This window comes from Mycobacterium conspicuum (assembly GCF_010730195.1).
GTDB lineage: Bacteria > Actinomycetota > Actinomycetes > Mycobacteriales > Mycobacteriaceae > Mycobacterium > Mycobacterium conspicuum.
Map to the genome: position 1 here is coordinate 4,198,713 of NZ_AP022613.1, position 26,192 is coordinate 4,224,904.

Genomic DNA, 26,192 nt, shown 5'->3' on the forward strand with positions numbered 1-26,192 from the left:
ATGGTCTGTAGTGGTCCCGCCCCGAATCCATTGCGGTGGCCGAGGGGTCACCACGATGCGTTAGTCTATCGGGGCCCCAACGGCGCAATGTCTGTTCGTGCGCCCCCGTAGCTCAGGGGATAGAGCGTCTGCCTCCGGAGCAGAAGGCCGCAGGTTCGAATCCTGCCGGGGGCACCGCAAACCAAGATCCGTCCAGGACGCGTGAAATAACGGGCACCTAACGCCTGGCCACCGCTCCGTCGGCACCACGGTCCCCCGCAGGACCGTGACCAGCACTCCCCTAGCGGGTGGGGTCCCGCGCGCGACTTGCGGGTGCTGCTGCCCGAGTGACACAGAGACCGCCGGTGAGCCAACCAGCGGATGGCCCGCAGACGACCGGGCCGTCCGATTCGACTCGGCGCGCCAAGCTTCGTTCTCGCCTAACACCGCGCCATAATCGCAAGTTGATGAGCGGAGCAACTGGGCTTTTGGCAGCGGGTGCGAATCTGATCGTGAGCTTGGTGACGCTATTCGCTAGCAGCATCTTCTCCACGTCGGATACCAGGCTGGTACGCAAAATTGAGCGTGATTCCGCGATCCTGAAAGAGCTCCCTGAAACGGCAAAACCGGTGATGGAGGACCTCATCAGGTATGAAGTCCAACAGCACTCGGACCGTCGCAAACAACGCGCGGTGCGCCATATCAATCCGGTCGCAGTAGCGGGAATGATCATCATCGCTGGCATCACGTTCGCGCTCGGCTGGGGCCTCGCATATCTCGCTGTGAAGCACGGCTGGTTTTGGTGGATCCCGTTCGGGGCGCTTACCGGGTTCGGCTTGTTATTAATGGCGTCGGGCGGGCGCACGGTCGTCTATTACGGCGACGAAGCACCGGGCAGACCGAGCAAGCAACGGCAGCCAAGCCCGCCCGCGAATTCGGGCGAGTAGATCAAAGGGGCTCAATGGCCGCGTCAAGTTATCGGAAGTTGTTCTTCCTCTGGCCCTTCCCACGCCGGCTGATAGGTCCGGGCGCCGCCACTAATCTCTCGGTTTAGGTCTTCCAGCAATCGGCTCAAGGCAGGCAGGTCTTGTGCAACGTCAGCGGGCCATCCGTAACAATCGGCGACGGCACCATCGAGGCGCTTGTGTGCTTCTGCTGGATCCACGAATCCCCCGTCATCCATAACTTTGTATAGCTCCATTAGGCCGACCGATTCTGCTTCGCAGTGCTGAAAACGCAATGCGAGCGCGTCTCTGCTGGCCTCGGCGACACGTTCGATCTGGGCGGGCGTTGCTTCCGGCCACGGAAAAGTCGCCCAGACAGTTGTAGGTGTGTACCGAAGAGGATCGTCACGCCGCCGGTGTCGCATTGAGGCTTAAGGACAATGGGACCTGCCCGTGACCGATGTCGCCAAACACGAACCCCACTCGTCCAAATTTGGCCCGGCCCAATCCGATTCACGCTCCTAAAACCGCGGCGATCGCGCTCGCCGACCGTTTAGTCGAGGCGATAGCCACGATATGCAGAAATCACCAACGCGCTTACGAATCGTCGCAGCCGGTATGCGCGAATTTGGGTTTGTGTCGCCGCTATCGCGCTACGCTTCGAATCGTTTTCGACAGGGCTCGACGACCGCGCCAGGCGACCGCCGGGTCGTGAACCGCCGGTCGGAGGTACCGAATGTCGTACGTGATCGCAGCGCCGGACGTAATAGCCGCAGCCACAACAGATTTGGCAAATATCGGTTCGGCAATCAAAGCGGCCACCGCGGCCGCGGCACTGCCTACGACAGGCGTAGCCGCAGCGGCAGCCGACGAGGTCTCAGCGGCGGTGGCCGAACTGTTCGGCTCACACGCGCGGGCCTATCAGACGCTCAGCGCTCACGCGACGGCGTTCCATGACCAGTTCGCGCAGTCACTGAAAGCCGGCGCCGCGCAGTACGCATCGGCCGAGGCCACGATCGGTCGGGACCTAGTCGCCGCAGTTAATGCGCCCACCCAAGCGCTGGTGGGGCGACCGCTGATCGGCAACGGCGCCGACGGGGTGTCCGGCGGCACCTTGGCGCAGGCCAACGGCGGCGCCGGCGGGATCCTGTTCGGTAACGGCGGGGCCGGGGCGACCGACGCGGCCGGCCAGGGCGGCGCCGGCGGGGCCGCCGGGCTGATCGGCAACGGTGGGGCCGGCGGTGCCGGCGCCAACGGCGGTGCCGGCGGTGCCGGTGGGGCCGGCGGGTTGCTGTCAGGCAACGGCGGCAAGGGTGGCGCCGGCGGGGCCGCCGGTCTCGGCGGGCTGATCGGCCAAGGCGGCGCCGGCGGCGACGGCGGTGCCGCCGGATTGATCGGCAATGGCGGGGCGGGCGGTGCCGGCGGGGACGGCGCCGACGCGACAGTTGCCGGCGGTAATGGCGGAGCGGGTGGTGCCGGCGGAGCGGGCGGTCACGGCGGCGCGGCGGCCGGCAACGGCGGTAATGGCGGCGCCGGCGGCGCTGGCGGTAAAGGTGGTGCGGTCAACGGCGGCACCATCGACTCGGGCGACAACGGTGGGGCAGGCGGAGCCGGGGGCGCCGGCGGCAGGGCCGCTGGGATCGTCGGTGATGGCGGAGACGGCGGGGCTGGCGGCGCCGGGGGTGACGCTGGTGCGGTCAGCGGCGGCAGCACCGTCTACTCCGGTGACATCGGGGGTGCGGGCGGGCGGGGCGGCGATGGAGGCATCGGCATCGGCATCGGTACCGGCGGCAGCGGCGGTTCCGGCGGCAGCGGCGGCGACGCCGGGACGGTCACCGACAGCACCCTCTACTCGGGCGACACCGGCGGCGCGGGCGGGGCCGGAGGCGCCGGCAGCGTTCCCGCGCTGTGGGGCACCGGCGGCCACGGGGGTAACGGCGGCGACGGCGGCGACGGGGGCGCGGTCAGCAACAGCATCGTCCACTCGGGCGACACCGGCGGCACCGGCGGCGACGGTGGTGCCGGCGGCTCTGGCGGGACGATCGGCAACGGCGGCATCGGCGGACAGGGCGGCGCCGGTGGAGCCGCCGGGGCCGTCACCAACGGCTCAAACATCACCGACACCGGCGATGTCGGCGGCGACGGCGGGGCCGGCGGCAACGGGGCGATCGGCGGCGTCGTCGGCGACGGCGGCCGCGCAGGCAACGGCGGTGCAGGTGGTGACGGCGGTGCGGTTACCGGCAGCACCGTCGCTGCCGGCGACTACGGCGGCACCGGTGGAGTGGGCGGAGTCGGCGGGCCGGCAACATATGTCGGTGCCCCGGCCCATGGAGGTAGCGGCGGGGCGGGCGGTGACGCCGGTGCGGTCACCGACAGCAGCCTGACCACCGGCGATAACGGCGGTGCCGGCGGTGCCGGCGGCGTGGGCGGTAACAACGCCGGCGGCCCTGGAGGTCGTGGTGGTGTCGGCGGGGCCGGCGGTGACGGTGGAACTGTGACCAACAGCATCGTCGGCACAGGCGCTAATGGCGGAGCGGGCGGAGCGGGCGGAACCGTCGGGCTTGCCCGTACCAGCGGCGCTGCCGGCGGGGCGGGCGGCGACGGCGGCAACGGCGGCAACGTCATCGCCAGCACGGTGAACGTCGGCGCCAACGGCGGGACCGGTGGAGCGGGCGCGGATGGCGGGCCGGCCGGGTATCTCGGCCACGGTGGGGCCGGGGGAGCCGGCGGCAACGGCGGCGACGGCGGGGCCGTGAGCCAATCGAGCACCGTCTCCGTCGGCGACCACGGTGGAGCCGGCGGAGCAGGCGGAGACGGCCGCGAGGGCGGGGCGGTCTACGGCAATGGTGGGTCCGGCGGGGCCGGCGGCAACGGCGGTGACGGCGGGGCCGTGAGCCAATCAAGCACCGTCATTGCGGGCGACGTCGGTGGTGACGGTGGTGCCGGCGGCAGCGGCGGTAGCGCCTACGTCTTCGGCGTGGGCGGCCACGGCGGCAGCGGCGGCGCCGGTGGCACCGGTGGAACCATCACCGACAGCATCGTTGGCACGGGCGATAGCGGCGGTAACGGCGGAGCCGGCGGTAGTGGTGGTTCCGGCATCGAGGCCTACCAAGGCGGAGCCGGCGGCACCGGCGGTGACGGCGGGTCAGCGGGGACCGTCACCAACAGCACCATCTCCACAGGCGACATCGGTGGGGGCGGCGGCGCAGGTGGGGCCGGCGGGACCGTCGCGTTCGGCACCGGCGGTCACGGTGGCGCCGGTGGCGCCGGCGGCAACTCCGGGACCGCCACGGGCAGCACCGTTTCCACCGGCGACAGCGGCGGGGCCGGCGGCACGGGAGGCGACGGCGGCCAGGCCGTCACGTTAGGCATCGGCGGCGGCGGAGGCGCCGGCGGCGACGGCGGCAACTCCGGGGCCGGGTACGGCGCAGACGGCGGGAACGGCGGCGACGGCGGCGGCGCCGGGCTGATCGGCCCCGGCGGTCGCGGTGGCCCCGGCGGTGACGGCGGCACCGGCCCCGCGGGCGACGGCGCCACCGGGCAGCCGGGAAAGTCGGGCTGATTCGGCCCACCTTCCAGGTGTGCGTGAACGCGGGTTGTGCGTTGGCGTTGATCACTGCATATGCAGGGCGTGCCAGCCGACGTCACCCGCACCAGTTACCTCACTTATGTGGCTAAGTGAGGTTGATCCAGGACGATGACCTCACTTAGCCCATCACCTACGAGGAAGTTCGTTGGGAACCACGGGGGCGAAGATATGCAAGCGCGCCGGCGCCGAAGTACGGCGCCTACCGCCCTGCCGTGCCGGCCGGCATCGCCGACCTGACCCTGGACTTGCCGGCAGCTCTGTTCGCGGACGCCGAACACGCCAGCAACGAGTCACGCGTTTCGAGGCTGCGCTCGGAGGTGAGTCGTACCGTTTGCGTCCGCGTTCTTGCGATCGGAGTCCGCCGCCAGTCGCCGAGTGTGGCGTTCGCCCGAAGCGCTCGCCGCGCTCGATGCCTTCGCCGAACGCGCCGGGCGGCGAGGCTGACCGCCGAATCCGACGGTGAGCGAACGGTTCTGGCCGCGGTTACGGCACCCGCTCCCAGGGCTGGCAGTTCTGCGACTCGAAGGCTTTGATCGTGGTGTTGATATTCGCGAACATCGGACCCACCGACATGTTCGTCTGGACGACATGATCCTTGTTCGCGTCGGGGGTGCTGTAGGTAAACCACGCGCACATCGAGCCTTGGGTCGGCACGTTGTTGATCCACACCCCGAACGTCGACGCCGACCCAGCTGTGCGGTAGAGGCCCGGCGCTATGTCGGGTCCCACCACGAAGACCCCGTTGCCCGGGATGGGGTCTAGCGGACCGGCGTTGGCCGGCGGCGATACCGCGACCGTGACCACGCACGCAACGAACCCGGCAGCGAAGCGAATCGTCGGGGACATTCTGCCTCCATGGTGCGTCCACCCCCGATCAGCAGCGTATGCCGCTACGCGCATGGGCGCCTAGTGAATGTCCGCTTCCACAGCAAACGCTGAGATGCGGCACAGGTGTTCGCGTCGCTTTGCTCCACCCGAGGCAACGTGTCTTTGAGCTGAACGTGATGGTTGTTGTCGGACTCGGCGGCGGCCACGTCAGGTTCCGGCGATCAGGTGGCCACCAACCGAGCAAAGCTCAACGCGGTCAACGGTTTCCGCGATACCTCGATCCGCGCCCGCCCGTGGCGGGCGCGCCTACGTGTTGCGTCGCCGCGGACAAACGGCCGCAGAGTTCACGGTTGTTAGAGGTACGCAAAATATTCCGCCAATACGAGGAGCACAATAATGCCAATAATCACCGGAATCCCGACGAAGATTGCGAATAGGGCGTCTCCTGTGTTGTGGAGAAACTGATTGATTTGCCACACCAGCTGCTGTAACTGTGGCGGCAGCGAATTCAGCCAGGGTCCGAAATAGTGCTCCTGAAAGGAATACACAGCTCTGAGCAGCGTGGTGTGGAACTTTTCGATGCCGGTATACCAGGCCGCGCCTGTTTTCAGGTGCTGCGCAAACTGCTCGTGAGAGGCCGCCGCCTTGCCGGCCAACCCGTGAAAGTCCTCGGCGTAACGGGAGAACAAGTGCGCGATACCGGCCGACACCTCGTCGCCGGCCGCGGGGACCAAGTTGATGGTCGGCACTGCCGCTGCCGTTCGGGCCATGCTCAGGTCAGACCCGATGGTGTCCAGATCCCCCGCCGCCGCCGTCAGCATCTCCGGCGCCACAACCACATACGACATATCCGTCCTCCCACCAGCTGATCGGAACGCAGCCCAGCCTCACACCCATCGCTGGAGCGGGATGCAGTAGTCGGCTACTTAAATCCGGGCGAGCGGGCGACTGACCATGGTCCCTAGCCGGGTTAGGTCTACTCCCCAATACTCCCCAAAAATGCAAACAACAGGAGGAACGCAATAAAACCAATGATCACCGGAAGCCCGACGAGGATTGCGAAGGTGGTTGTTATTGCATCATCGATGCGCTGCAACAGTCGCCGTAACGGTGCCGGCAGCGAATTCACCCAGGGTTCTAAATAGCGATCGTGAAAATGAAGGCTGATTCTCAACAGCGCGGTGTGGAGCTTTTCGATGCCGCTATACCAGCCCGCACCTGTCTTGAGGTGCTGGGCAAACTGCTCGTGAGACGCCGCTGCCGTGCCGGCCAACCCGTGAAAGTCCTCGGCATAACGGGAGAACAGGTGCGCGATACCGGCCGACACCTCATCGCCGCCCGCGGGGACCAAGTTGATGGTCGGCACCGCTGCTGCCGTTCGAGCCACGCTCAGGTCAGACCCGATGGTGTCCAGATCCCCCGCCGCCGCCGTCAGCATCTCCGGCGCCACGATCACATACGACATATCTGTTCTCCCGCTAGCTGATCGGAATGCAGCCCAGCCTCACACCAATCGCCAAACCGGGATGCAGTAGTCGGCTACTTAAATCCGGGCGGGCGGGCAGATGACCAAAGTCCCTAGCGGCTACCAATGCCAGCGCGTGACGATGGCGACCTGGGCGGCGAAACTATCGACGGCCCAGGCAGGTCCGCGCCGGATGGCGTCAGCACCCTCCCCCGCGCGGACCTGTTCGTCGGACGCCTTCTCCTACTTCCGCCATCCGGGGCAGATCTCGTCGCCGCACCGATGCAGCGGCGCATCGCCCGATGAAACACGTTGCGGTATCGAAGGACTCAGTCCGACTTGGCGCGGTCGACCTGATCGTCGCTGTAGTCGATGACGGGCGGCGAGTCGCCGTAGACGTCGAGGGTGTGGATGAACCGGTGCAATCCCATCGTCCCGGCGCAGGTGAACCCGAGCTCGATGATCTGCGCGGCGGTGAAGTGCTCCCCTAGGCGCTTGTAGAACTCGTCGTCCATCGCATGGTGGTCCGCGGAAAGCAGGTCGAGGAATTCGACGGCCATCCGCTCTTGCGGTGTCAGCGCGTCGTGGCCCGGCGCCAGCAGGCAGGCGACGTCCTCGTCGGTGATCGAATCATGCTTGCGTGACTGGCTACACGGTGCGCATTCGCCGAGTTGGGCGCTGCGGATGCGCAGCAACTCCAAGATCCGACCGCCGAGCAGGGTGCCGGCGCCGAGGTGCGTGCGGGCCATGTTGACCTGCTCGAGCTGCGCGCTGCGATAGGCGAAGATCTGCAGCGGTACCGGCGTTGCGTAGAGCCCGGCCGCGACGCCGGCCTCCACGATTTCGCGGGAACGTGAACTGAGCTGCTCCACCGGGATTGGCGCGATACGTGGCATCGATTCAACCTAACTGCTCGGGCCGAGAACGTACACGTCGGTTTCCGGGTGGTGATACCACCCGCTGGCGGCCTGGGTGCCGCCGTCGACGTGGATGGTTTGGCCGGTGATGTAGCTGGACATATCCGAGGCGAGAAACACTGCGGCGCTGGCCATTTCGTCGACGTGACCCGCGCGGCCCATCGGCACCGTGCGGCCGAAGCGCTGCTCGGAACCGGGCGGGGCCATCTGCATGATGCCCTCGGTCAGGGTGATGTCGGGCGCGAGCGCGTTGACCCGGATGCCGTGCGGGGCGAGTTCGAGCGCGGCGGTCTTGGTGTAGTTGATGACGCCGGCCTTGGCGGCGGCGTAAGTCGCGTAACCCGGTGCGGCGCGCACCCCTTCGATCGAGGTGACGCTGATGATGCTGCCCGGCAACTTCTGCTCGACCAGGACGCGGGCCACCCGCTGGGTGCACAGGTAGATGTGGCGCAGGTTCGACTTGTACAGCGCGTCCCACCCGTTCTCGGTGGTGTCGAGGATGCCCGACCAGAACACTCCCCCGGCGTTGTTGACCAGGATCGTCACCGTGCCGAGTTCGGCGCAGGTCTGCGCCAGCGCGGCGTCGACCGCGGCGCTGTCACGGACGTCGACCGTGATGCCCAGCGCACCGAGCTCGGCGGCGGCCGACGCGCACGACTCGGGGTTGCGTTCCCAGATCGCCACCTTCGCGCCGAAGGCCTTGAATCCCGCCGCGATGCCGCGGCCGATGCCCGCGCCGCCGCCGGTGACCACCGCGACGCGGTCGGTGAGTAGGACGCTGGAGGGATCGAGTGCCATGGGAGTCAATATAGAACATTCGCACGTCAAGCGTTACAGTCTTGACTGAATATGTTCGATCTGTAACGGGAGGACGCACATGCCCAGCACGATCTTCGTCACCGGCGCGACCGGGCAGACCGGCGGCAACGTGTGCGAGCAGCTGATCGCGCGCGGCGACCGCGTGCGGGCTCTGGTCCGCGATCCGGGCGAAGCCGCGGCGCTCTCCGGTATTGGGGTCGAACTCATCCAGGGCGACATCCGCGACGCCGACGACGTGCTGCGCGCCGCCAAGGGCGCCGACGCGGCGATCCACTGCGCGGCGCTGCTGGGCGGCGCGAGCCAGGACCTCGAGGACTTCAAGGCCGTCAACCTGGTCGGCACCACCAACGTCCTGGACGCGGGCAAGGCCCACGCCATGCGCCGGGTGGTCGCCCTGAGCACGGCCACCTTCCTCGACCTGAGCACCGGCGTCGACTTCGAAGAGGCGCCCGTGCTGGCCCACCCGCCCAACGACCCCTACACCGTCACCAAGCTGGCCGCGTTCGTCGAAGCGCATCGGCGCGCCGCGGCGGGCGACGACGTACTGACGTGTCACCCCGGCGCGATCTTCGGTCCCGCCCCGGTCGTCGACCGCGCCCTGCACCGCACCAGCTTCAACCGGGTGCTGCTGGCCGGCATGCGCGGAAAGATCAAGCGCTACTTGGCTTTTCCGGTGACCTGGGTCGCGGGCAAGGACGTCGCGGCGGGCTCGATCGCCGCGCTGGACCGCGGACTGGCCGGCGAGCGCTACCTGTTGGTCGGCCAGCCGCAGGAAAGCTTCAGCACGGCCGGCGGCATCAACCGCGCGTGCGAGCTCGCCGGGATCGAGCATCGCGTCGAGGACCTGGACTACCGCACCGATCCCGAGGCGCTGACCGCCGAATTCGGGCCCACGTTGATGGCCATCGCAAAAGCTGCGGCCACGAGCAAGCGCAAGCCCCGAACGAACGAAAACCTGACCACCCGGCGCCTCGGCTATCAGCCGATGTCGTTCGACGACGGGCTGCGGCTGCTGATCTCGTGGCTGCGCGGACTGGGCAGGCTGTAGGGCCGCGGTCATGTCGATTGATTTGGGCGATCGGATCCTGGACGCGGCCCAGCGCCTGGCCTTCCGCACCGGCGCGCGCAGGATGTCGCTGTCCGACGTTGCGACCCTGTCCGGGGTGTCGCGGCCCACCATCTACCGCTACTTCGCGTCCAAGGAAGAACTCATCGATGCGCTGGGCAAACGTGAGCGCCAGCGCCTCGCCGCGGCCATGGCCGAGGCGACGTCCGGGGTCGTCGGGGTGGCGCGCCTGGAGGCCGCCGTCGAGGTCATCGCGGCTTTCGTCGAGGCTCAGCCGCCCGGGCGGCTGCTCGATCTCGAACCGGGGTTCGCGCACCAGCAGATGGCGCAAGCACTGCCCACGCTGACCGAAGGGTTGACGTCGGTGCTGGCGCGCTGCGCCCGCGAGGACGCCTTCGCCACCGCGGTGGACCCCCGCGACCTGGCCGGGGCGATCGCGCGAACTGCGTTGAGCCACTACATTTTTCCCGACGACGACCGCGACGCGGTGCGCCGCCAGCTGCGGGCCGCCGCGGGGCTTTCGGCCCGCTGACCGGGCCTTTCGGCCGTTATCAAGAATTTATTGAGAAACCGTCAAGGCGAGGTGTCGATTCTGGTGTCAACGCGAAAACCGCGTCACCCACAACCCAGATCAGCACAAGGAGAACCCCAATGTTCACTCGCCGTTCCACCGTCGCCGCGGCCCGCGCCAGCCTGACCGCCGCCGCTTTCGGACTCGTCGCGCTCGGCCTGGCCGGCACCGCCGGCGCCACCTCGGTCGACGACACCTTCCTGGCCCAGTTGCAGGCGGACGGAATCCAGCCGCCGACCGCGGCGCGCGCCATCACCGACGCGCACGCCGTCTGCAACGCGCTCAACGCGGGCAACTCTCCCCAGTCGGTCATCAGCGCGGTGGCCAAGGCGACCGGCCTGAGCTCTAAGGGCGCGAAAACGTTCTCCATCGACGCCGCGTCGGCCTACTGCCCGCAGTTCGTCACCTCGACCTAACAGCGGAAACCATGATGCGGGACCCCGACCGGGGTCCCGCATTGCGGGCTTTGGCTCATCGCCCGTTCAGCAGGAACAGGCCGTAGGCCGCGATCGATTGCGAATCGACGATGACGCCATCGCGGATCATCTGCTCGACGTCGCGGCGCGAGAACCACTCGCTGTGCATGTCCTGTTCCTCGGGCTCGCGGTCCGCGTCTCCCTCGACGATGCCGGTGGCCAAGAACACCCAGCCCCGCTGGGTGAGCAAGCCGGCAACGACGTCGACGTGGCCGAGCGCCTCGAACGACGTCGCGAGCAGCCCGGTTTCCTCGCGCAGCTCGCGTTCCGCCAGCTCGCGCGGTTCGACTTCGGCCCGATCCGGACCGGTGCCCTGCGGAAACTCCCAGCGTCGCGCGCCGACCGGATAGCGGTATTGCTCGACCAGCCGGAAACGGTCCCCGTCGTAGGGCATCACCAGCGCGTACGTCGGCTTGTCCACCACGGAGTAGATGCCGCGACTGCCGTCCGGCCGGCGAATCTCGTCTTCCCGCAGCACCAGCCACGCGTTGCGATAGACCTCACGGGATGCGACGCGTTCGATATAGGGCACCCCGCCAGTATCCCGGGTTGCGGCGGTGCGCCGCGATACGTTCATGGGCATGTACCAGCACATCATCGTCAGCGGCGACGACTCGCTGGCGACGACGATCGTCGCGGAGCTCAAGACCGCCGGCGCGAGCATCGTCGAGATCGCGACCGCCGCCGAGCTTGCCGACGCCGAGGTCGGCCACGCCCTTGCCGTCATCTGCGTTGGTGACGACGACGCGACGAACCTCGAAATCGCTTTGCTGGCAAGGAAAGCCAACCCGGACGTGCGGGTGGTCGCGCGGCTGGCCAACGACGTGCTGCGCGGCGCGGTGGCCGCCGACAATGGACCCGGCGCCATCCTCGACGTCGCCGACCTGACGGCGCCGTCCGTCGTCGAGGCGTGTCTGGCGGACTCCGCGCACCCGCTGACGGCGGCCGGCATCGAGTTCGTCGTCTCCGGCACCGAGGCGCCGCGCGCGGCGACGCTGCGGGAGATCTACGGAGACCTGGCGCCGGTGGCGGTGATTCGCGGCGAAAACTCTCCCGAACCCGGCCTGGTGATGGCGTGCCCGGGACGGGATCTACGGGTGTATCCCGGCGACTGGGCGGCGATGATCGGCACCGCCGACGAGTTGGCCACCCGCGGCATCAAGGTCCGGCGCCGGTCCGGGACACGCACCCGTCGGCCGTGGGCGCAGCGAGTGCTCGACTCGGCATTCACGCTGCGCAGCGACATCAACCCGATGTTTCTGCGCGCGATCGCCGCCGCGCTGCTGGTGCTGATCGGTTCGACGGTCCTGCTGCGCTTCGCCTACCAACGGCCACCGGGGATGACGTGGCTCGACGCGTTGTACTTCACCACCGAGACGATCGCGACCATCGGCTACGGCGACTTCAGCTTCGTCCACCAGCAAACCTGGCTGCGGCTGTTCGCCATCATGTTGATGTTCGGCGGCGTGCTCACCACGGCGGTCCTGGTGGCCTTCATCGCCGATCTGCTGTTGTCGCGCCGCTTCGCCTATTCGGCCGGGCGACGGCGGGCGCGCCATCTGCGCAACCACGTGATCGTCGTCGGCCTCGGCTCGTTCGGCATTCGCGTCGTCAGCGACCTGACGGCCGCCGGATACGACGTCGCGGTGATCGAACGCGACCCGAACAACCGCTTCCTGTCGACGGCCGACGACCTCGACGTGCCGGTGATCTTCGGCGACGCGACACTGCGCCGGACGCTGGAGGCGGCCCGCGTCGACCAGGCCCGCGCGGTGGCGGTGCTGACCCAGGACGACATGGTCAACATCGAGACCGGGATCGTGCTGCGCGAGATGTTGGGGCCCCGGGTGCTGCCCCAGGTCGTCCGGCCCGAGGTGCCGTTGGTGTTGCGCGTCTACGACCGCGCGCTGGGGGCCGCGGTGGCGCAGCGGTTCGGGTTCGAAAACGTGCGGTCGACCGTCGAATTGGCCGCGCCCTGGTTCATCGGGGCCGCGATGGGCCTGCAGGTGCTGGGGACGTTTTCGGTGGGGCAGCGCTACTTCATGGTGGGCGCGATGCGGGTGGCCGCGGGCAGCCAACTCGACGGGCTGCAGATGTTCGAGCTGTCGACGCAAACCCGCGTCATCGCCATCACCCGGCAGGACGCTCCGGTCCAGCTGCATCCGCGCCGCGACGCGCGGCTGCGCGGCGGTGACACCGTCTACGTCGTCGGGCCGTACCGCGAGCTGCTGGCCACCCTGCGCAAGGGGCAGCCTCCCGAGCCGGCCGAAGCCGTCGGGGCCTCCGGGGCCTAAAGCGCGCCAACCACGTCGGCGGCGCGGCGCACCTGGTCGAGGTCGGAACTGGTTGGGATGAGCTGGATTTCGTCGGTGCCGATGTCCTCGAATTTCCGCAGCACGGCCTTGAGGTCGTCTTCGGTGCCGGCCCAGCCGGTCGTCGGCGCCATCGCGTCGACGTACTCGGCCGGTATCCAGTTCATGTAGCGCAGCAGATGACGATGCACCTGGGCGCGGGCCTGTTCGGGCGGCCCGAAGGCGAACCAGAACGACGTCGCCAGGTGGGGTTTGGGCTTGCCGGCCTCGGCCCAGGCGTGCCGCGCCACGTCGAACAACTCGTTCTGTTTGACGGTGTCGAGATCCAGCGCGGCGCCCGCGACTCCGTCGGCCCAGGCCGCGGCGTCGCGGATGGATTTGGGTCCGATGCTGCCGACCAGCAGCGGCGGCCCGCCGGGCTGCACCGGCTGCGGGCCGACCGGGCGCACCGAGTCGGTGAGCTTTTCGCCGGCCCAGACCCTTTTCATGAGTGCCACGCGTTCGGCCAGGCCGCCCCGGGTCTGGGTGGTGAGGTCGGCGCCGACGGCGTGGTAGTCCTCGTGCCGGCCGCCGACGCCGATGCCCACGGTCAACCGACCCTGGCTCAGCATGTCGCCGGTGGCGAGCGCCTTGGCCAGCATGGTCGGGTCGTGCAGCTGCGGCACGATCACCGTGGTCACCAGCCGCACCCTGTGCGTCCACGCGGACAGCGCACCCAGCAGCGTCAGGCTGTCGGGGTTGTCGAAGGCGATCCGCTCGCCCCAGCACAGCGACGAGAATGGTCCCTCGTCGATCGCCTGAGCCCAAGTCTTCAGAACCGTCGCGTCCAGATCCGGTTCCATCACCGGCATCGTCATTGCTATCTGCACGACGGCGATTCTCGCAGCAGGGTCAGACCGCTCCCGAATGACGTCAGGTCGACCAGGGGTAGGCAAACAATGGCCCGGTGAGTGCGGACGCGAGCAGCGCCAACACCGCGCAGACGATCAGGAGCCAGATGGTGTGGGCGAGGAACCTCAACGCGGCCTTCAGATCGTCATTCCGGCCACCCACTTCGCACCGGATGACGGTGCTCAGCCGATCCAGATCGCCGGGAGTCAGGAACACCCGCTCCTGACCGATTGCCATCAGATACTTGCGGGCGCCATGGGCCCGATCCAGGCGAACGAGGTGTAGCTGATCGCCGTCACTGTCGCGCAGGCCGATGAGGCTGGTTAGTTCCGGTTGTCTCACGGTGTACCCCCTCGTTCGTTGGAGTTCCGTGGTTGCGACTGTCGCGGGTGTTTCTCGACCATATCCGCCCAGGTAACCGCGCACAATCCCCTGCGCTGCAAGGGGTTTGCATCGTCGCGTGGGCGGCAAGCATCGCCGACAGCACACCCCGCAGCGTCACTTCTTCAGAACAGGGTCTGGCAGGTGGGCGACTCGGTCCCGTCGGAGTGGCAGCATGGACGGGGTGAGCATCCTCAGCTCGTCCATTGCGCATGTCCGCCTCACCGTCACCGACATCGAGCGATCGCGGCAGTTCTACGAGAGAGTCTTCGGTTGGCCGGTGCTGATCGAGCTGCCCGAGAACGCCGACGAGAAGACCCGCGAGCAGTTCAGCTTTTTGTTTGGCGGGGTGATCTACGACCTTGGCGGCACCCTGCTCGGGCTGCGCCCGGTGGCCACCGACCGCTTCGACGAGGATCGCGCCGGGCTGGACCACATCGCGTTCCGGCTGACCAGCCTCGAGGAGTTGGAGGCCGCCGCCACGCATCTCGACGAGGTCGGCGTCGCGCACGAACCGATCAAAGACATTGGGCCGTCATACATTTTGGAGTTCCGCGACCCCGACAACATCGCGTTGGAACTGACGGCGCCGAAGTGATTTCGGGTGGCGCGAGCGTCCTCAAAATGACGGCGTTCACGGCGTGTCGCCGTACATATGGGGACGCTCGGGGGAAGGGAGAAGGATGAGTATCAGTTTCAACCACACCATTGTCGCGGCACGCGACAAGCGGGAGTCCGCGGAGTTCCTCGCCGACCTCTTCGGGTTGCCGAGCCCGAAGCCGTTCGGCCACTTCATGGTTGTCGCGCTCGATCACGACGCCAGCCTCGACTATGCCGATGTCGCCGAGGGCGAGGAGATCCGGCGGCAGCACTATGCGTTTTTGGTCTCCGAGGAGGAGTTCGACGCGATCTACGACAAGATCAAGTCGCGCGGCCTGCCGCACTGGGCGGACCCGGGCGCCAAGCGGCCGGGCGAGATCAACCGCCGCGACGGCGGCCGCGGGGTGTATTTCCCGGATCCGTCCGGGCACGGCATGGAGATCCTCACTCGGCCCTACGGCTCGGGCTCGGGCTAGTCGGTGGCGCGGGGCGGGCCGTGGCGCACGCTCTCCTGGTCCTGATAGTCACCGGCGAGCTGGGCGACATGCTTGGGCAGCGCGCCGGAGGCGACGTCGGCCAGGGTCGTTTCCTCCAGCACCGACCGCATGCTGGCGCGCAGCGCCCGCCACACGTCGCTCAGGGCCGCGGTGGGCCCGGAATACGGCAGGTCGCCGAGCCCGATGTCGCGGACGCTGGCCAGCGGCCCATCGATGCAGCGGAGCACGTCGGCGATGCTGATCTCGGTCGCCGCGCGGGCCAGCTCGTAGCCGCCCTCGCGGCCGCGGTGGCTTCTGACCAGGCGATCGGTGCGCAGGTTGGTCAGGATGTCGACGAGAAACTGCGCCGGGATGCCCTGGGCGTGCGCCAGGTCGTCGGTCTTGACCAAGGTGCCGGCCGGAGCCGTGGCGAGCTGGACCATCGCCCGCACGGCGTACTCCGCCTTGGCCGACATCCGCATGCTGCGCATTCTGCCATCTAGCGCGCTTGCCCTCAGTGTCGCGACTGCACCAGGTCGATGATGAGCTGCGCCTGCTCCTCGAGGGTGTGGTCCGGGGTGAGCCGCAGGTCCGGATTCTTCGGCCGCTGATACGGGCTGTCGATCCCGGTGAAGTGCGTGATCTCACCGGCGCGCGCTTTGGCGTAGAGCCCCTTGGGATCGCGCTTCTCGCACTGCCCCAGCGGGGTGTCGCAGAACACCTCGACGAAGTCAAATCCCGCGTCGGCGTGGACTTTACGAGCCAGCGCGCGGTGCTCTTCGAGGGGACTGATCGCCGGCACCAGCACGACTTGTCCCGACTCGGCGAGCAACGTCGCCACGTGCGCCAGCCGGCGCAGGTTCTCGGCCCGGTCGGCCATAGAAAAACCTAGGTCGGCGTTGAGGCCGTGCCGCAGGTTGTCGCCGTCGAGAACGTAAGCGGGCACGCCCTTTTCGAGCAACTTCTGTTCGACCAGCATGGCCACCGAGGACTTGCCCGAACCCGAGAGCCCGGTGAGCCACACCGTTCTCCCCCGGGACGCCCGGTCCTTCGCGGTCACCAGCGACTGGTGGCGCACCGTGTTCGGGCTCGCCGCATACGGCGAAACGCCGCGCAGCACCATGCCCGCCGCCACCGTGCCGTTGGTGTCCGGGTCGATGAGGATGAACGAGCCGGTGCTGGCGTTGCGGGTGTACCCATCGAGCAGCAGCGGCACCTGGGTGCGCAGCGAAATGCGGCCGAGTTCGTTGAGCTTCAACGCCGTTGCGGTCTTGTCGCGGTGCAAGGTGTTGACGTCGAGCCGGTAATCCAGCCCGGTGATCCGTGCGCGGGTGGTCCGGGTGGTGTGTTTGATGATGTACTCGCGGCCGGGCTCCAGGGCGGTGCCGTCGGCCATCCAGCACGCGGTCGCGTCGAAGTCCTGCACCACCCTGGGCTGGTTGTTGCTGCGCGCGATCATGTCCCCGCGCGAGATGTCGATATCGTCGGCCAGGCTGATCGACACGGCCATCGGTGGAAACGCTTCTGTCACTGGGCCGTTCGGTCCGTCGATCGCGGTGATCGTGGTGGTCTTGCCGACGGGCAACACGACCACCTCGTCGCCCGGGCGCATCACGCCACCGGCGACGGTGCCGGCATAGCTGCGGTGATCCTGGTGCTCGTGGGTGTGGGGCCGGATGACGTACTGCACCGGGAACCGCACGTCGACCAGGTTGCGGTCGCCGCCGATGTAGACCTCTTCGAGGTGCGACAGCAGCGCCGGCCCGTCATACCAGGGCGAGTTGTCCGACTTGGTCACCACGTTGTCGCCGTGCAGCGCGGACATCGGGATGGAGGTGACGTCGTGCACCTCCAGGCGGGCGGCGAAGGCGTGGAATTCGTCCCGGATGGACTCGAATCGTTCTCTGTCCCAACCGATCAGGTCCATCTTGTTGACCGCGAGCACGATGTGGCGAATGCCCAGCAGCGATGCGAGGAATGCGTGCCGGCGCGACTGCTCCAGCAAGCCCGCCCGGGCATCGACGAGCACGATCACCAGCTGAGCGGTGGACGCGCCGGTCACCATGTTGCGGGTGTACTGGATGTGGCCCGGGGTGTCGGCGATGATGAATTTCCGCTTGGGCGTGGCGAAGTAGCGGTAGGCGACGTCGATCGTGATGCCCTGTTCCCGCTCCGCGCGCAGGCCGTCGGTGACCAGCGCCAGGTCGGTGTAGTCGTGGCCGCGATCCTTGGACGTCCGCTCCACCGCCGCCCACTGGTCGTCCATGACGGCCTTGGAGTCATACAGCAGGCGCCCGATGAGTGTGGACTTGCCGTCGTCGACGGAGCCGGCGGTTGCGAGGCGCAGCAGCGTGGTTGAGGTGGCCATCAGAAGTACCCCTGTCGTTTGCGGTCTTCCATGCCGGCCTCCGAGATCCGGTCGTCGGCCCTCGTCGCCCCGCGCTCGGTCAACCGGGACACCGCGGTCTCGGCGATCACCTCCGATACGGTCGCGGCCGTCGACTCCACACAGCCGGTACAGGTGACGTCGCCGACGGTGCGGAACCGGACCGTCGCCTCGAACACCGGCTCGTCGGCGCGCGGCTGCATGTGCCGGTGCACCGCCAGCAGCATGCCGTCGCGGCGAAACACCTTGCGGCGGTGGGCAAAATAGATCGACGGCAGCTTGACCTTCTCGGCCCCGACGTAGGACCAGATGTCGAACTCGGTCCAGTTGGACAGCGGGAAGACCCGGATGTGCTCGCCCTTGTGGTGGCGCCCGTTGTAGAGATTCCACAGCTCGGGCCGTTGGGCCTTGGGGTCCCACTGGCCGAACTCGTCGCGGAAGCTGAACACCCGCTCCTTGGCGCGCGCCTTCTCTTCGTCGCGTCGCGCCCCGCCGAATGCCGCGTCGAACTTGTTCTCGCGGATCGCGCGCAACAGCGTCACCGTCTGGATCGGGTTGCGCGACGGGATGGTCTCGACGACCCGGCCGGCGTCGATGTCCTCCTGCACGGAGGCGACCACCAGACGGACGCCGTGTTCGGCGACCAGTTCGTCGCGGGTGGCGATGACCTCGTCGAAGTTGTGGCCGGTGTCGACGTGCATCACCGGGAACGGCAGGCGCCCGGGCCGAAACGCCTTGAGCGCCAGGTGCAGCATGACGATGGAGTCCTTGCCGCCCGAGAACAGCAGCACCGGTCGCTCGAATTCGGCGGCCACCTCGCGAATGATGTGGATGGCCTCGGCCTCCAGCGAGCGCAGATGGCTCAACTCGTATTGGCCGGCCGCGGGGGCCGCCGTCGCGACGTCGGTCATAAAGTCCTCAGTGATTCCTAGTAAAGTTGGCAGAACTGACCATATTTACAGTCATGACCACTTATGGAACCAGCCGGGGCTTTCGCTGTCAATCATCTGGCCCCCGCTATTTGCCTGTGATGCACATCAGCATGATGTCATGCGAAGATGCATGATAACATGCGCATATGCCCAAAACGATTCAGATCAGGGAGATCGACGACGAGGTGTACGCGGCGTTAGTTCGTCGAGCGGCCGAAGAGGGCATCTCGGTGCCGGAGTTGCTGCGGCGAGAGGCGGTTCGGTTGGCGTCCCGACCGTCGGTCGCCCAGTGGCTGGCGCGGACCGGTCGCCGACGCTCGACCGTGTCCACCGCCGAGGTGCTCGCGACGCTGGACGAGTGGCGGGGCGAGTGGCCACATGCTGGTAGTTGACGCGTCGTGTCTGTTTGAGGTCGTCGCGGACACGCCGCGGGCAAGCCAGATCGCAGCCCGCCTCGCCGCAGACATCGACCAAGCCGCGCCGCACGTGATCGACGCCGAGGTTTTCGGTGTGATCCGCGCGCAGCACCTGCGCGGGCAGTTGGATGCAACGGCCGCCGCGCAGGCGGTCGCCGATCTGAAGGACTGGCCAGGCGAACGATTCGGGCACCGCAGACTGCTGGAGCGGGCGTGGCAACTGCGTGACTCAGTACGAGGATGGGATGCCTTGTACGTCGCGTTGGCGGAGTCGTTCGATGCGACACTGCTGACATTGGACGCGCGGCTCGCGCGCGCCCACGGGCCAACTTGCCGGATCGACGTACTCGATTAGCCATTTCGACTGCGCCGCGTCGGTTGGACAGATACTGCCAAGTGCCGCCACTGCTCTATCGGCACGGCCCGACGGTGCGAAAGCATGGCTGAATGACACAGCCTTCCGGTCTCGCAGTCATCGCGGAATTCCTGCGGCACTCGCCGTTCGTCGTCAAGCTCGGGATAGTCGCCGATCAACTCGCTGACGACGAGGTCAGGCTGCGGCTGCCATGGGACCCGTCCAACACCACCGTCGGCGACATGGTCCATGGCGGCGCCATCGCGACGCTCGCCGATGTGACCGTCATGGCGGCGGCCTGGTGTGGTGCGGAGGCGCCCCCCGAGTTCAGGGGCGTGACGGTGTCGATGACCGTGGACTTCATGGCGCCGGCCCGGGCGACCGATGTGATCGGCGTGGGCAGGGCGCTGCGGCGGGGGCGGTCGCTGGTCAACTGCGAGGCCGAGATCGTGGACCCGGCCGGGCGCCTGCTGGCCAAGGCGCTGGCCACCTACAAGCTGGGGTGAGGGCTCGCGGTTAGAGGGTGACCTCGACGAGCTTGCCGGTGGCGACGTCGAAGTAGAAGCCGCGCAACGACACATGCTTGGTGACGAACGGGCTGTTCTCGATGCGGCGCAGCGACTGCCGCACGTCGGCCTCGACGTCGGGGAACGCCTCGGGCGCCCACGGCGGCTTGATGCCGGTCTCGTCCTGGATGTCGCGCTTGAAGGCGTCGTCGGTGAAAGTCAGCATTCCGCAGTCGCTGTGGTGGATCAGGATGATCTCCCGCGTGCCCAGCAGGCGCTGGCTGATGGCCAGCGAACGGATCACGTCGTCGGTGATCACCCCGCCGGCGTTGCGGATGACGTGCGCCTCGCCCTCGTTGAGGCCGAGCATGCGGTAGACATCGAGCCGGGCGTCCATGCACGCGACGACCGCGACGTGCTTGCTCGGCGGCATGGGTAGTGGCCCGCTGAAGTTGCTCGCGTATTGGACGTTGTTGGCCAGGTAGTCCTCGGTAACCGTCACGCCGTGGATTTTAGTGACGGAGTGCTCGGATTTCACCGGTGCGAATCAGCCCGATTTCTACCGAATCGTTAACCTGTCCCAATGCGGCAGCACCGTGGTGAGGCATGATCCGTTTCCTGGCCCGCCGGTTCCTCAACTACCTCGTGCTGCTGGTGCTGGCATCGTTTCTGACGTTTTGCCTGGCCTCGCTGACTTTTCACCCGTTGGACAGCTACGTCCAGCGGCACCCGACACCCACCAAGGAGCTGATTCACGCCAAGGCCGTTGCGCTTGGCTTGGACAAACCCATACCGATTCGGTACGCGAAATGGGTCAGCGGCGTCGCGCACGGCGACTTCGGCACGACGGTCACCGGTCACCCGGTGTCGCGGGAGCTGTGGCACCGGATCGGGATCAGCCTGCGGCTGGTGGTGACCGGCTCGGTGCTGGGCACCGTCATCGGCGTCATCGTGGGGGCCTGGGGGGCCATCCGGCAGTACCGGCTCAGCGACCGCGTCATCACCGTGCTGGCGTTGATCACCCTGAGCATTCCGTCGTTCGTGCTGGCCAGCATGCTGATCCTGGTCGCGCTGCGGCTCAACACCTGGACCGGGGTCCGGGTGTTCCTCTACACCGGTGAGACCTCACCGATTCCGCCCGGCGGGGTGTGGGATCACTTTGTCGACCGCGTGCAGCACCTGATACTGCCGACGCTGACCTTGGCGCTGGGCGCGATCGCCAGCTTCAGCCGCTACCAGCGCAACGCCATGCTGGACGTGCTGGGCGAGGATTTCATCCGGACCGCGCGGGCCAAGGGCCTGACCCGGCGGCGTGCGCTGTTCAAACACGGCCTGCGCACGGCGCTTATTCCGCTGGCCACGCTGTTCGCCTACGGGCTGAGCGGGCTGGTGGTGGGCGCGATCTTCGTCGAGAAGATCTTCGGCTGGCACGGGATGGGCGAGTGGGTGATCTTGGGCATCTCCACGCAGGACACCAACGTCGTCGCGGCCATCACCCTGTTCACCGCGTCGGTGATCCTGCTCGCCGGGCTGTTGTCCGACGTGTTCTACGCGGTGCTGGATCCGAGGGTGCGGGTGACGTGACGGTTGCGGAGCCCGCCCGGTCCAGCGTCGACCCGGCCGCCTTCACGTCGCGACGAAACCTGTTGCTACGCAGGTTCGTTCGCAACAAGCCAGCGGTGGTGGCGGTGGTGCTGCTGGTTGTCGGCTTTGTCGGCTGCTACGCGTTGCCGGCGCTGCTCCCCTACGACTACAACCACCTCGACTACGGCGCGCTGCTGCAGCCCCCGTCGTCGCGACATTGGTTCGGCACCAACGCGCTCGGCCAGGACCTGTTGGCCCGGACCCTGCGCGGCATGCAGAAGTCGATGCTGATCGGGGTCTGTGTGGCGCTGATCTCGACCAGCATCGCCGCCACCGTCGGATCGGTCGCGGGCTACTTCGGCGGTTGGCGCGATAGGGCACTGATGTGGCTGGTGGACCTGCTGCTGGTGGTGCCGAGCTTCTTGCTGATCGTCATCGTCACGCCCCGCACCAGGGGGTCGGGCAGCATCCTGTGGCTCATCGTGCTGCTCGCGGCGTTCGGCTGGATGGTCAGCTCCCGAATGGTGCGCGGCTTGACCATGAGCCTGCGCGAGCGCGAATTCGTCCGTGCGGCAAGGTATATGGGGGTACCCAGCCGTCGCATCATCGTGCAGCACATCGTGCCCAATGTCGCGTCGATCCTTATCATCGACGCGACGCTCAACGTCGGATTCGCGATCCTGGCCGAAACCGGTTTGAGCTTTTTGGGATTCGGTGTTCAGCCGCCCGACGTGTCGTTGGGGACGCTGATCGCCGACGGCACTCCGTCGGCGACCACGTTCCCGTGGGTCTTCCTGTTCCCGGCCGGCGCGCTGGTGCTGATCGTGTTGTGCGCCAACCTCGCCGGTGACGGGCTGCGCGACGCGTTCGACCCGCGCAGCAAGCCGCGCCGCCGTCAGGTCACGAAGCGTGAGCTCAAGTGACGGCGCTGCTAGAGGTGACGGATCTCAACGTCACCTTCGACACGGGTGACTTCGCGGTGTCGGCCGTGCGCGGCACCACGTACCACATCGATCCGGGCGAGGTCGTCGCCATCGTCGGCGAATCCGGTTCGGGCAAAAGCACTGCCGCGATGGCCATCATCGGGCTGTTGCCCGAATACGCCGACGTTTCGGGCTCGGTGCGGTTGAAAGGCCAAGAGCTGCTCGGGCTGTCCGACCAGGCGTTGTCTCGGATCCGCGGCAGGTCGATCGGCACCATATTCCAGGACCCGATGTCGGCGCTGACGCCCGTGTACACCATCGGCGACCAGATCGCCGAAGCCATTCGGGTGCACAACCCCTCCGTGCGCCGGGCGGATGCGCGCCGGCGCGCCGTCGAGCTGCTCGAGCTGGTCGGAATCGGGCAGGCTTCGGCCCGCGCCAAGGCTTTTCCGCACGAGCTGTCCGGCGGCGAGCGCCAACGGGTGGTGATCGCGATCGCGATCGCCAACGATCCCGACCTGCTGATCTGCGACGAACCGACGACCGCCTTGGACGTGACGGTGCAGGCCCAGATCCTCGATGTGCTGCGCACCGCGCGCGACGTCACCGGCGCGGGGGTGCTGATCATCACCCACGACCTGGGGGTGGTGTCGGAGTTCGCCGACCGGGCGATGGTCATGTACGCCGGGCGCGGCGTCGAAATCGCCACCGTGCCAGATCTTTACCGCGACCGGCGGATGCCCTATACCGTCGGCCTGTTGGGATCGGTGCCGCGCCTGGACGCGCCGCAGGGCACGCGGTTGATTCCGATCCCGGGCGCGCCGCCGACGATGTCGTCGTTCTCGCCGGGCGGGTGCCCGTTCGCCCCCCGCTGTCCGTTGGTGATCGATGAATGCCGTTCGGCGGAGCCCGATCTCGTCTCCGTTGGTGAGGGCCACTGGGCGGCATGCATCCGCACGGATGATGTGGCGGGACGCAGCGCAGCCGAAATCTTCGGTGTATCAACGCAACCGGACGCGGTCGATGCTGCGGGATCGGCCGAGCTGGTGCTGCGGGTGTCCGACCTTTCCAAGACCTACCCGCTGACCAAGGGCGCGGTGTTTCGCAGGCGCGTCGGCGAAGTGCGGGCGGTCGACCGGATCAGCTTCACCCTGGAGCAGGGCCGGACATTGGGCATCGTCGGGGAGTCCGGTTCGGGAAAATCCACCACGCTGAGCCAGATACTCGAGCTCGCCAAACCACAGTCCGGTTCCATCGAGATCCTCGGGTTTGACGTCGCCGCTCTCGACCGCGCCGCCCGGCGGCGGCTGCGCACCGAAGTGCAGGTGGTGTTCCAAGACCCCGTCGCCTCCTTGGATCCCCGCCTTCCGGTGTTCGACATCATCTCGGAACCGTTGGCCGCCAATGGGTTTGATCGATCGCGGCGCGAGGAGCGGGTCGGCGAGCTGTTGGCGATCGTCGGCCTGGACCGCGCCGACGCCAGCCGCTACCCCGCCGAGTTCTCGGGTGGACAAAAGCAGCGGATCGGCATCGCGCGGGCGCTGGCGCTGCGGCCGAAGATTCTCGCGCTCGATGAGCCGGTGTCGGCGCTCGACGTGTCGATTCAGGCGGGCATCATCAATCTGCTGCTGGATTTGCAGGCCCAGTTCGGATTGTCGTATCTGTTTGTGTCGCATGACCTTTCGGTGGTCAAGCACCTGGCGCACCGGGTGGCGGTGATGTACCGGGGCGTGATTGTCGAGCAGGGCGAGGGGGATCAGGTGTTCGTCGATCCGCAGCACGAGTACACGCGGCGACTGCTGGCCGCCGTTCCAAGGGCGCGGGCCGATGGCTAACATCGTCCGGCTGCTGGCGCTTTTCGTTGTCGTCGTGATCGGCGGCTGCTCGAGCGGGTACGAGGACCTTCCGGATCCGCACGCAGCGCGCGTCGGCAGCACCAGCGACATCAATCCGCAGGACCCGGCGACCCTGCGCGACGGCGGCGACCTGCGGTTGGCGCTGTCGTCGTTCCCGGACAACTTCAACACCTTCAATATCGACGGCAACACCGCCGACACCGGAGACGTCATCTCGCCGACGCTCCCGGGGGCGTTCAAAACCCAGGCCGACGGGTCGCTGAAACTCAACACCGACTACTTCACGGGCGCCGAGCTGACCGGCACCAACCCGCAAGTCGCCACCTTCACCATCAATCCGAAGGCAACCTGGACCGACGGGTCCCCGCTCACCTGGGAGGACCTCAAGTCGCTGGTCGACGCGTGCAGTGGGCGCGACAAGCGATTCTTGATCGCCAGCAAAGCCGGTTTCGATCACGTGAAATCGGTGACCCGCGGCGTCGACGATCGTCAGGCTGTGGTGACCTTTTCCGAGCCGTACGCCGAGTGGCAAGCGATGTTCGCCGGCGGATTGCAGCCGCGCAGCATGACCGCGAATCCCGAGGTGTTCAACAAGGGGCAGCTCGAGGGGCCCGGACCGTCAGCCGGGCCGTTCGTCGTGTCGCGCATCGACCGGCCCGCTCAGCGGATCGTGCTCACCCGCAATCCGCGTTGGTGGGGCCGCACGCCGCGGCTGAACTCCATCACGTTTTTGGTTCTCGATCCGTCCGCCGTCATACCCGCCTTACGGAACAAGGACATTGACGCCGCCGGTGTGGGCTCCCTCGACGACATGGTCACCGCGCAGCGCACCGCCGGAATCGTGATCCGGCGCGCCCCGACGCCGACCTGGGCGCACTTCACCTTCAACGGCGCGCCCGGATCCATCATGGCCGACGAGCGGATGCGACTGGCGATTTGCCGCGGCATCGACCGCCGCGCCATCGTCAATGTCGTGCAGCACGGCTTGACCAATCACCCGGCGCCGCTGAACAACCACGTCTACGTCGCGGGTCAGCTGGGCTACCAAAACAACAGCGCGCCAGCCGATTACAACCCCTCGCAGGCGGGCCGTGACCTAGACGCGATGGGCTGGAAACTCAACGGATCATGGCGATTCAAGGATGGCCGGCCGCTGGTGGTTCGCGACGTCTTCTTCGATGCGCCATCGAACCGGCAGGTCGCTCTGGTCGCCCAGCAAAACCTGGCGCAGATCGGGGTGAAGCTTCAGCTGGATCCAAAGTCCGGCAACGGTTTCTTCAGTCAGTACATCGCCCCCGGCGACTTCGACATCACGCAATTCAGTTGGGTGGGTGCCGCTTTCCCGCTGTCGGCGTTGCCGCAGATTTACGCGTCCGACGGCGACAGCAATTTCGGCAAGATCGGGAGCCCCGAGATTGATGCCAAGATCAACCAGACGCTGTCCGAGCTGAATCCGGACAAGGCGCGGGCGCTAGCCAACGAGGTCGACGCGATGCTCTGGCAGGAGGGCTTCAACCTGCCGCTGTTCCAGTCGCCCGGGAACCGGGCGGTGCGCCGCGATCTGGCCAACTACGGCGCCTTTGGGCTGGCAGATGTGGATTACACGGCTATCGGGTTCATGCGGTAGTCACTTCTGCCACATGCGTCTCTGGGCAGAAGGACTTAGTGTTTTGTCCACCTCTGAGCGACAACTGCGGTTCCGCGTGTGGGGGTTGGGATTTGAGTGTGCGCTTGTGGCTTTGAGTGTGAGCGTATGGCGGTAAATCGCGCGAATTTTCCGCCCAGGCTTCACAACCAACGCCCACGATTCACACTCAACGGTGCGGCCGGCTCGGTGGGGCAGCGCGGGCAGCGCGAGGCTCGACGCGGGCGCTCAGTGTGAACACAGGGCTTTGAGTGTGAGCTTATGGCGGTAAATCC

General features: G+C 67.3%; 26 protein-coding genes, 1 tRNA gene and 1 pseudogene. 16 read left to right on the forward strand and 12 right to left on the reverse strand.

The genetic code is table 11. The features are described 5' to 3' along the window. Nucleotides 1-101 precede the first annotated feature (101 nt). The 3 genes from G6N66_RS19260 to G6N66_RS19270 all read left to right on the forward strand — a co-directional run bounded on the left by G6N66_RS19260 (nt 102) and on the right by G6N66_RS19270 (nt 4,485). Nucleotides 102-174: transfer RNA gene (locus G6N66_RS19260), tRNA-Arg, on the forward strand. A 272-nt stretch (nt 175-446) separates the two neighbouring features. Beyond that, a complete protein-coding gene (locus G6N66_RS19265) occupies nt 447-926 on the forward strand; it encodes a hypothetical protein (protein WP_139825239.1) in 480 nt (159 codons plus the stop codon). A gap of 733 nt (nt 927-1,659) precedes the next feature. Further along, on the forward strand, nt 1,660-4,485 hold the full coding sequence (locus tag G6N66_RS19270; RefSeq protein ID WP_085233256.1) for a PE family protein: 2,826 nt from the start codon (nt 1,660-1,662) through the stop codon (nt 4,483-4,485). 510 nt (nt 4,486-4,995) lie between these two features. Here G6N66_RS19270 and G6N66_RS19275 read toward each other — a convergent pair. The 5 genes from G6N66_RS19275 to G6N66_RS19295 form a co-directional block, all read right to left on the reverse strand. Continuing rightward, the gene (locus tag G6N66_RS19275; protein WP_085233257.1) at nt 4,996-5,358 is read right to left on the reverse strand and encodes a hypothetical protein; all 363 of its coding nucleotides are present in this window, start codon (nt 5,356-5,358) and stop codon (nt 4,996-4,998) included. A 335-nt stretch (nt 5,359-5,693) separates the two neighbouring features. Then, complete coding sequence (locus G6N66_RS19280) at nt 5,694-6,188, reverse strand: PE family protein (RefSeq protein ID WP_085233259.1); 495 nt, start codon at nt 6,186-6,188, stop codon at nt 5,694-5,696. A gap of 128 nt (nt 6,189-6,316) precedes the next feature. Then, nucleotides 6,317-6,805, reverse strand: coding sequence for a PE family protein (locus G6N66_RS19285; RefSeq protein ID WP_085233261.1), 489 nt, complete (start codon nt 6,803-6,805; stop codon nt 6,317-6,319). Between the two features lie 329 nt (nt 6,806-7,134). Beyond that, entirely contained in the window at nt 7,135-7,701 is a 567-nt protein-coding gene (locus G6N66_RS19290) for a carboxymuconolactone decarboxylase family protein (protein ID WP_085233263.1), read from the reverse strand. A 9-nt stretch (nt 7,702-7,710) separates the two neighbouring features. Beyond that, a complete protein-coding gene (locus G6N66_RS19295; RefSeq protein WP_085233264.1) occupies nt 7,711-8,520 on the reverse strand; it encodes an SDR family NAD(P)-dependent oxidoreductase in 810 nt (269 codons plus the stop codon). Between the two features lie 79 nt (nt 8,521-8,599). Here G6N66_RS19295 and G6N66_RS19300 point away from each other — a divergent pair, with 79 nt between their 5' ends. From G6N66_RS19300 to G6N66_RS19310, 3 genes are all read left to right on the forward strand, one after another. Continuing rightward, the gene (locus tag G6N66_RS19300; protein WP_085233265.1) at nt 8,600-9,589 is read left to right on the forward strand and encodes an NAD-dependent epimerase/dehydratase family protein; all 990 of its coding nucleotides are present in this window, start codon (nt 8,600-8,602) and stop codon (nt 9,587-9,589) included. A 10-nt stretch (nt 9,590-9,599) separates the two neighbouring features. After that, a complete protein-coding gene (locus G6N66_RS19305) occupies nt 9,600-10,139 on the forward strand; it encodes a TetR/AcrR family transcriptional regulator (RefSeq protein WP_085233266.1) in 540 nt (179 codons plus the stop codon). Nucleotides 10,140-10,258: 119 nt separating this feature from the next. Then, the gene (locus G6N66_RS19310) at nt 10,259-10,594 is read left to right on the forward strand and encodes a DUF732 domain-containing protein (RefSeq protein ID WP_085233268.1); all 336 of its coding nucleotides are present in this window, start codon (nt 10,259-10,261) and stop codon (nt 10,592-10,594) included. Between the two features lie 55 nt (nt 10,595-10,649). Here G6N66_RS19310 and G6N66_RS19315 read toward each other — a convergent pair whose 3' ends face one another. Then, a complete protein-coding gene (locus G6N66_RS19315) occupies nt 10,650-11,231 on the reverse strand; it encodes an NUDIX domain-containing protein (protein WP_085233269.1) in 582 nt (193 codons plus the stop codon). Here G6N66_RS19315 and G6N66_RS19320 point away from each other — a divergent pair. Beyond that, on the forward strand, nt 11,230-12,948 hold the full coding sequence (locus G6N66_RS19320; RefSeq protein ID WP_085233271.1) for an NAD-binding protein: 1,719 nt from the start codon (nt 11,230-11,232) through the stop codon (nt 12,946-12,948). The genes G6N66_RS19315 and G6N66_RS19320 overlap by 2 nt on opposite strands. Here the strand turns inward: G6N66_RS19320 and G6N66_RS19325 are convergent. Both G6N66_RS19325 and G6N66_RS19330 read right to left on the reverse strand, forming a co-directional pair. Then, nucleotides 12,945-13,823, reverse strand: coding sequence for an LLM class flavin-dependent oxidoreductase (locus G6N66_RS19325; protein ID WP_085233273.1), 879 nt, complete (start codon nt 13,821-13,823; stop codon nt 12,945-12,947). The two genes, G6N66_RS19320 and G6N66_RS19325, sit on opposite strands and share 4 nt — an antisense overlap. A gap of 55 nt (nt 13,824-13,878) precedes the next feature. Further along, nucleotides 13,879-14,199 carry a hypothetical protein gene (locus G6N66_RS19330; protein ID WP_085233275.1) on the reverse strand — a complete coding sequence of 107 codons (321 nt, stop codon included), beginning with the start codon at nt 14,197-14,199 and terminating at the stop codon, nt 13,879-13,881. Nucleotides 14,200-14,413: 214 nt separating this feature from the next. On the opposite strand from G6N66_RS19330, the gene G6N66_RS19335 reads away from it, so the two are divergent. Both G6N66_RS19335 and G6N66_RS19340 read left to right on the forward strand, forming a co-directional pair. Further along, complete coding sequence (locus G6N66_RS19335) at nt 14,414-14,836, forward strand: VOC family protein (protein WP_085233276.1); 423 nt, start codon at nt 14,414-14,416, stop codon at nt 14,834-14,836. Nucleotides 14,837-14,921: 85 nt separating this feature from the next. Then, on the forward strand, nt 14,922-15,314 hold the full coding sequence (locus tag G6N66_RS19340; RefSeq protein ID WP_085233277.1) for a VOC family protein: 393 nt from the start codon (nt 14,922-14,924) through the stop codon (nt 15,312-15,314). Here the strand turns inward: G6N66_RS19340 and G6N66_RS19345 are convergent. The 3 genes and pseudogenes from G6N66_RS19345 to cysD form a co-directional block, all read right to left on the reverse strand. After that, nucleotides 15,311-15,796 carry an Rrf2 family transcriptional regulator gene (locus tag G6N66_RS19345; protein WP_085233345.1) on the reverse strand — a complete coding sequence of 162 codons (486 nt, stop codon included), beginning with the start codon at nt 15,794-15,796 and terminating at the stop codon, nt 15,311-15,313. The two genes, G6N66_RS19340 and G6N66_RS19345, sit on opposite strands and share 4 nt — an antisense overlap. A 32-nt stretch (nt 15,797-15,828) precedes the next feature. Beyond that, complete coding sequence (gene cysC / locus G6N66_RS19350; protein WP_085233279.1) at nt 15,829-17,682, reverse strand: adenylyl-sulfate kinase; 1,854 nt, start codon at nt 17,680-17,682, stop codon at nt 15,829-15,831. Next, a pseudogene (gene cysD, locus G6N66_RS19355) lies at nt 17,682-18,672 on the reverse strand (sulfate adenylyltransferase subunit CysD). The gene cysC and the pseudogene cysD overlap by 1 nt, the downstream one beginning before the upstream one ends. A 106-nt stretch (nt 18,673-18,778) precedes the next feature. Here cysD and G6N66_RS19360 point away from each other — a divergent pair. The 3 genes from G6N66_RS19360 to G6N66_RS19370 all read left to right on the forward strand — a co-directional run bounded on the left by G6N66_RS19360 (nt 18,779) and on the right by G6N66_RS19370 (nt 19,909). Beyond that, entirely contained in the window at nt 18,779-19,024 is a 246-nt protein-coding gene (locus G6N66_RS19360) for a FitA-like ribbon-helix-helix domain-containing protein (protein WP_139825241.1), read from the forward strand. Beyond that, nucleotides 19,011-19,403: a type II toxin-antitoxin system VapC family toxin gene (locus G6N66_RS19365; protein ID WP_085233281.1), complete on the forward strand. Its 393-nt coding sequence runs from the start codon at nt 19,011-19,013 to the stop codon at nt 19,401-19,403. The genes G6N66_RS19360 and G6N66_RS19365 overlap by 14 nt, the downstream gene beginning before the upstream one ends. A 92-nt stretch (nt 19,404-19,495) precedes the next feature. Next, the gene (locus G6N66_RS19370) at nt 19,496-19,909 is read left to right on the forward strand and encodes a PaaI family thioesterase (protein ID WP_085233282.1); all 414 of its coding nucleotides are present in this window, start codon (nt 19,496-19,498) and stop codon (nt 19,907-19,909) included. Between the two features lie 10 nt (nt 19,910-19,919). On the opposite strand, the gene G6N66_RS19375 is transcribed toward G6N66_RS19370, so the two are convergent. After that, entirely contained in the window at nt 19,920-20,411 is a 492-nt protein-coding gene (locus G6N66_RS19375; RefSeq protein ID WP_085233346.1) for a beta-class carbonic anhydrase, read from the reverse strand. Nucleotides 20,412-20,515: 104 nt separating this feature from the next. Between G6N66_RS19375 and G6N66_RS19380 the strand changes: the two genes are divergently transcribed. Genes G6N66_RS19380 through G6N66_RS19395 form a run of 4 tightly spaced genes read left to right on the forward strand, consistent with a single transcriptional unit; the run spans nt 20,516 to nt 25,899 of the window. Next, nucleotides 20,516-21,493 (forward strand): ABC transporter permease, encoded by a 978-nt coding sequence (locus G6N66_RS19380; RefSeq protein WP_085233284.1) that lies wholly within the window; start codon nt 20,516-20,518, stop codon nt 21,491-21,493. Then, nucleotides 21,490-22,416, forward strand: coding sequence for an ABC transporter permease (locus tag G6N66_RS19385; protein WP_085233286.1), 927 nt, complete (start codon nt 21,490-21,492; stop codon nt 22,414-22,416). The genes G6N66_RS19380 and G6N66_RS19385 overlap by 4 nt, the downstream gene beginning before the upstream one ends. Next, nucleotides 22,413-24,251 (forward strand): dipeptide ABC transporter ATP-binding protein, encoded by a 1,839-nt coding sequence (locus G6N66_RS19390; protein ID WP_085233287.1) that lies wholly within the window; start codon nt 22,413-22,415, stop codon nt 24,249-24,251. The genes G6N66_RS19385 and G6N66_RS19390 overlap by 4 nt, the downstream gene beginning before the upstream one ends. Beyond that, nucleotides 24,244-25,899 carry an ABC transporter family substrate-binding protein gene (locus G6N66_RS19395; RefSeq protein ID WP_085233288.1) on the forward strand — a complete coding sequence of 552 codons (1,656 nt, stop codon included), beginning with the start codon at nt 24,244-24,246 and terminating at the stop codon, nt 25,897-25,899. Before G6N66_RS19390 ends, G6N66_RS19395 begins: the two co-directional genes overlap by 8 nt. The last annotated feature ends 293 nt before the right edge of the window (nt 25,900-26,192 follow it).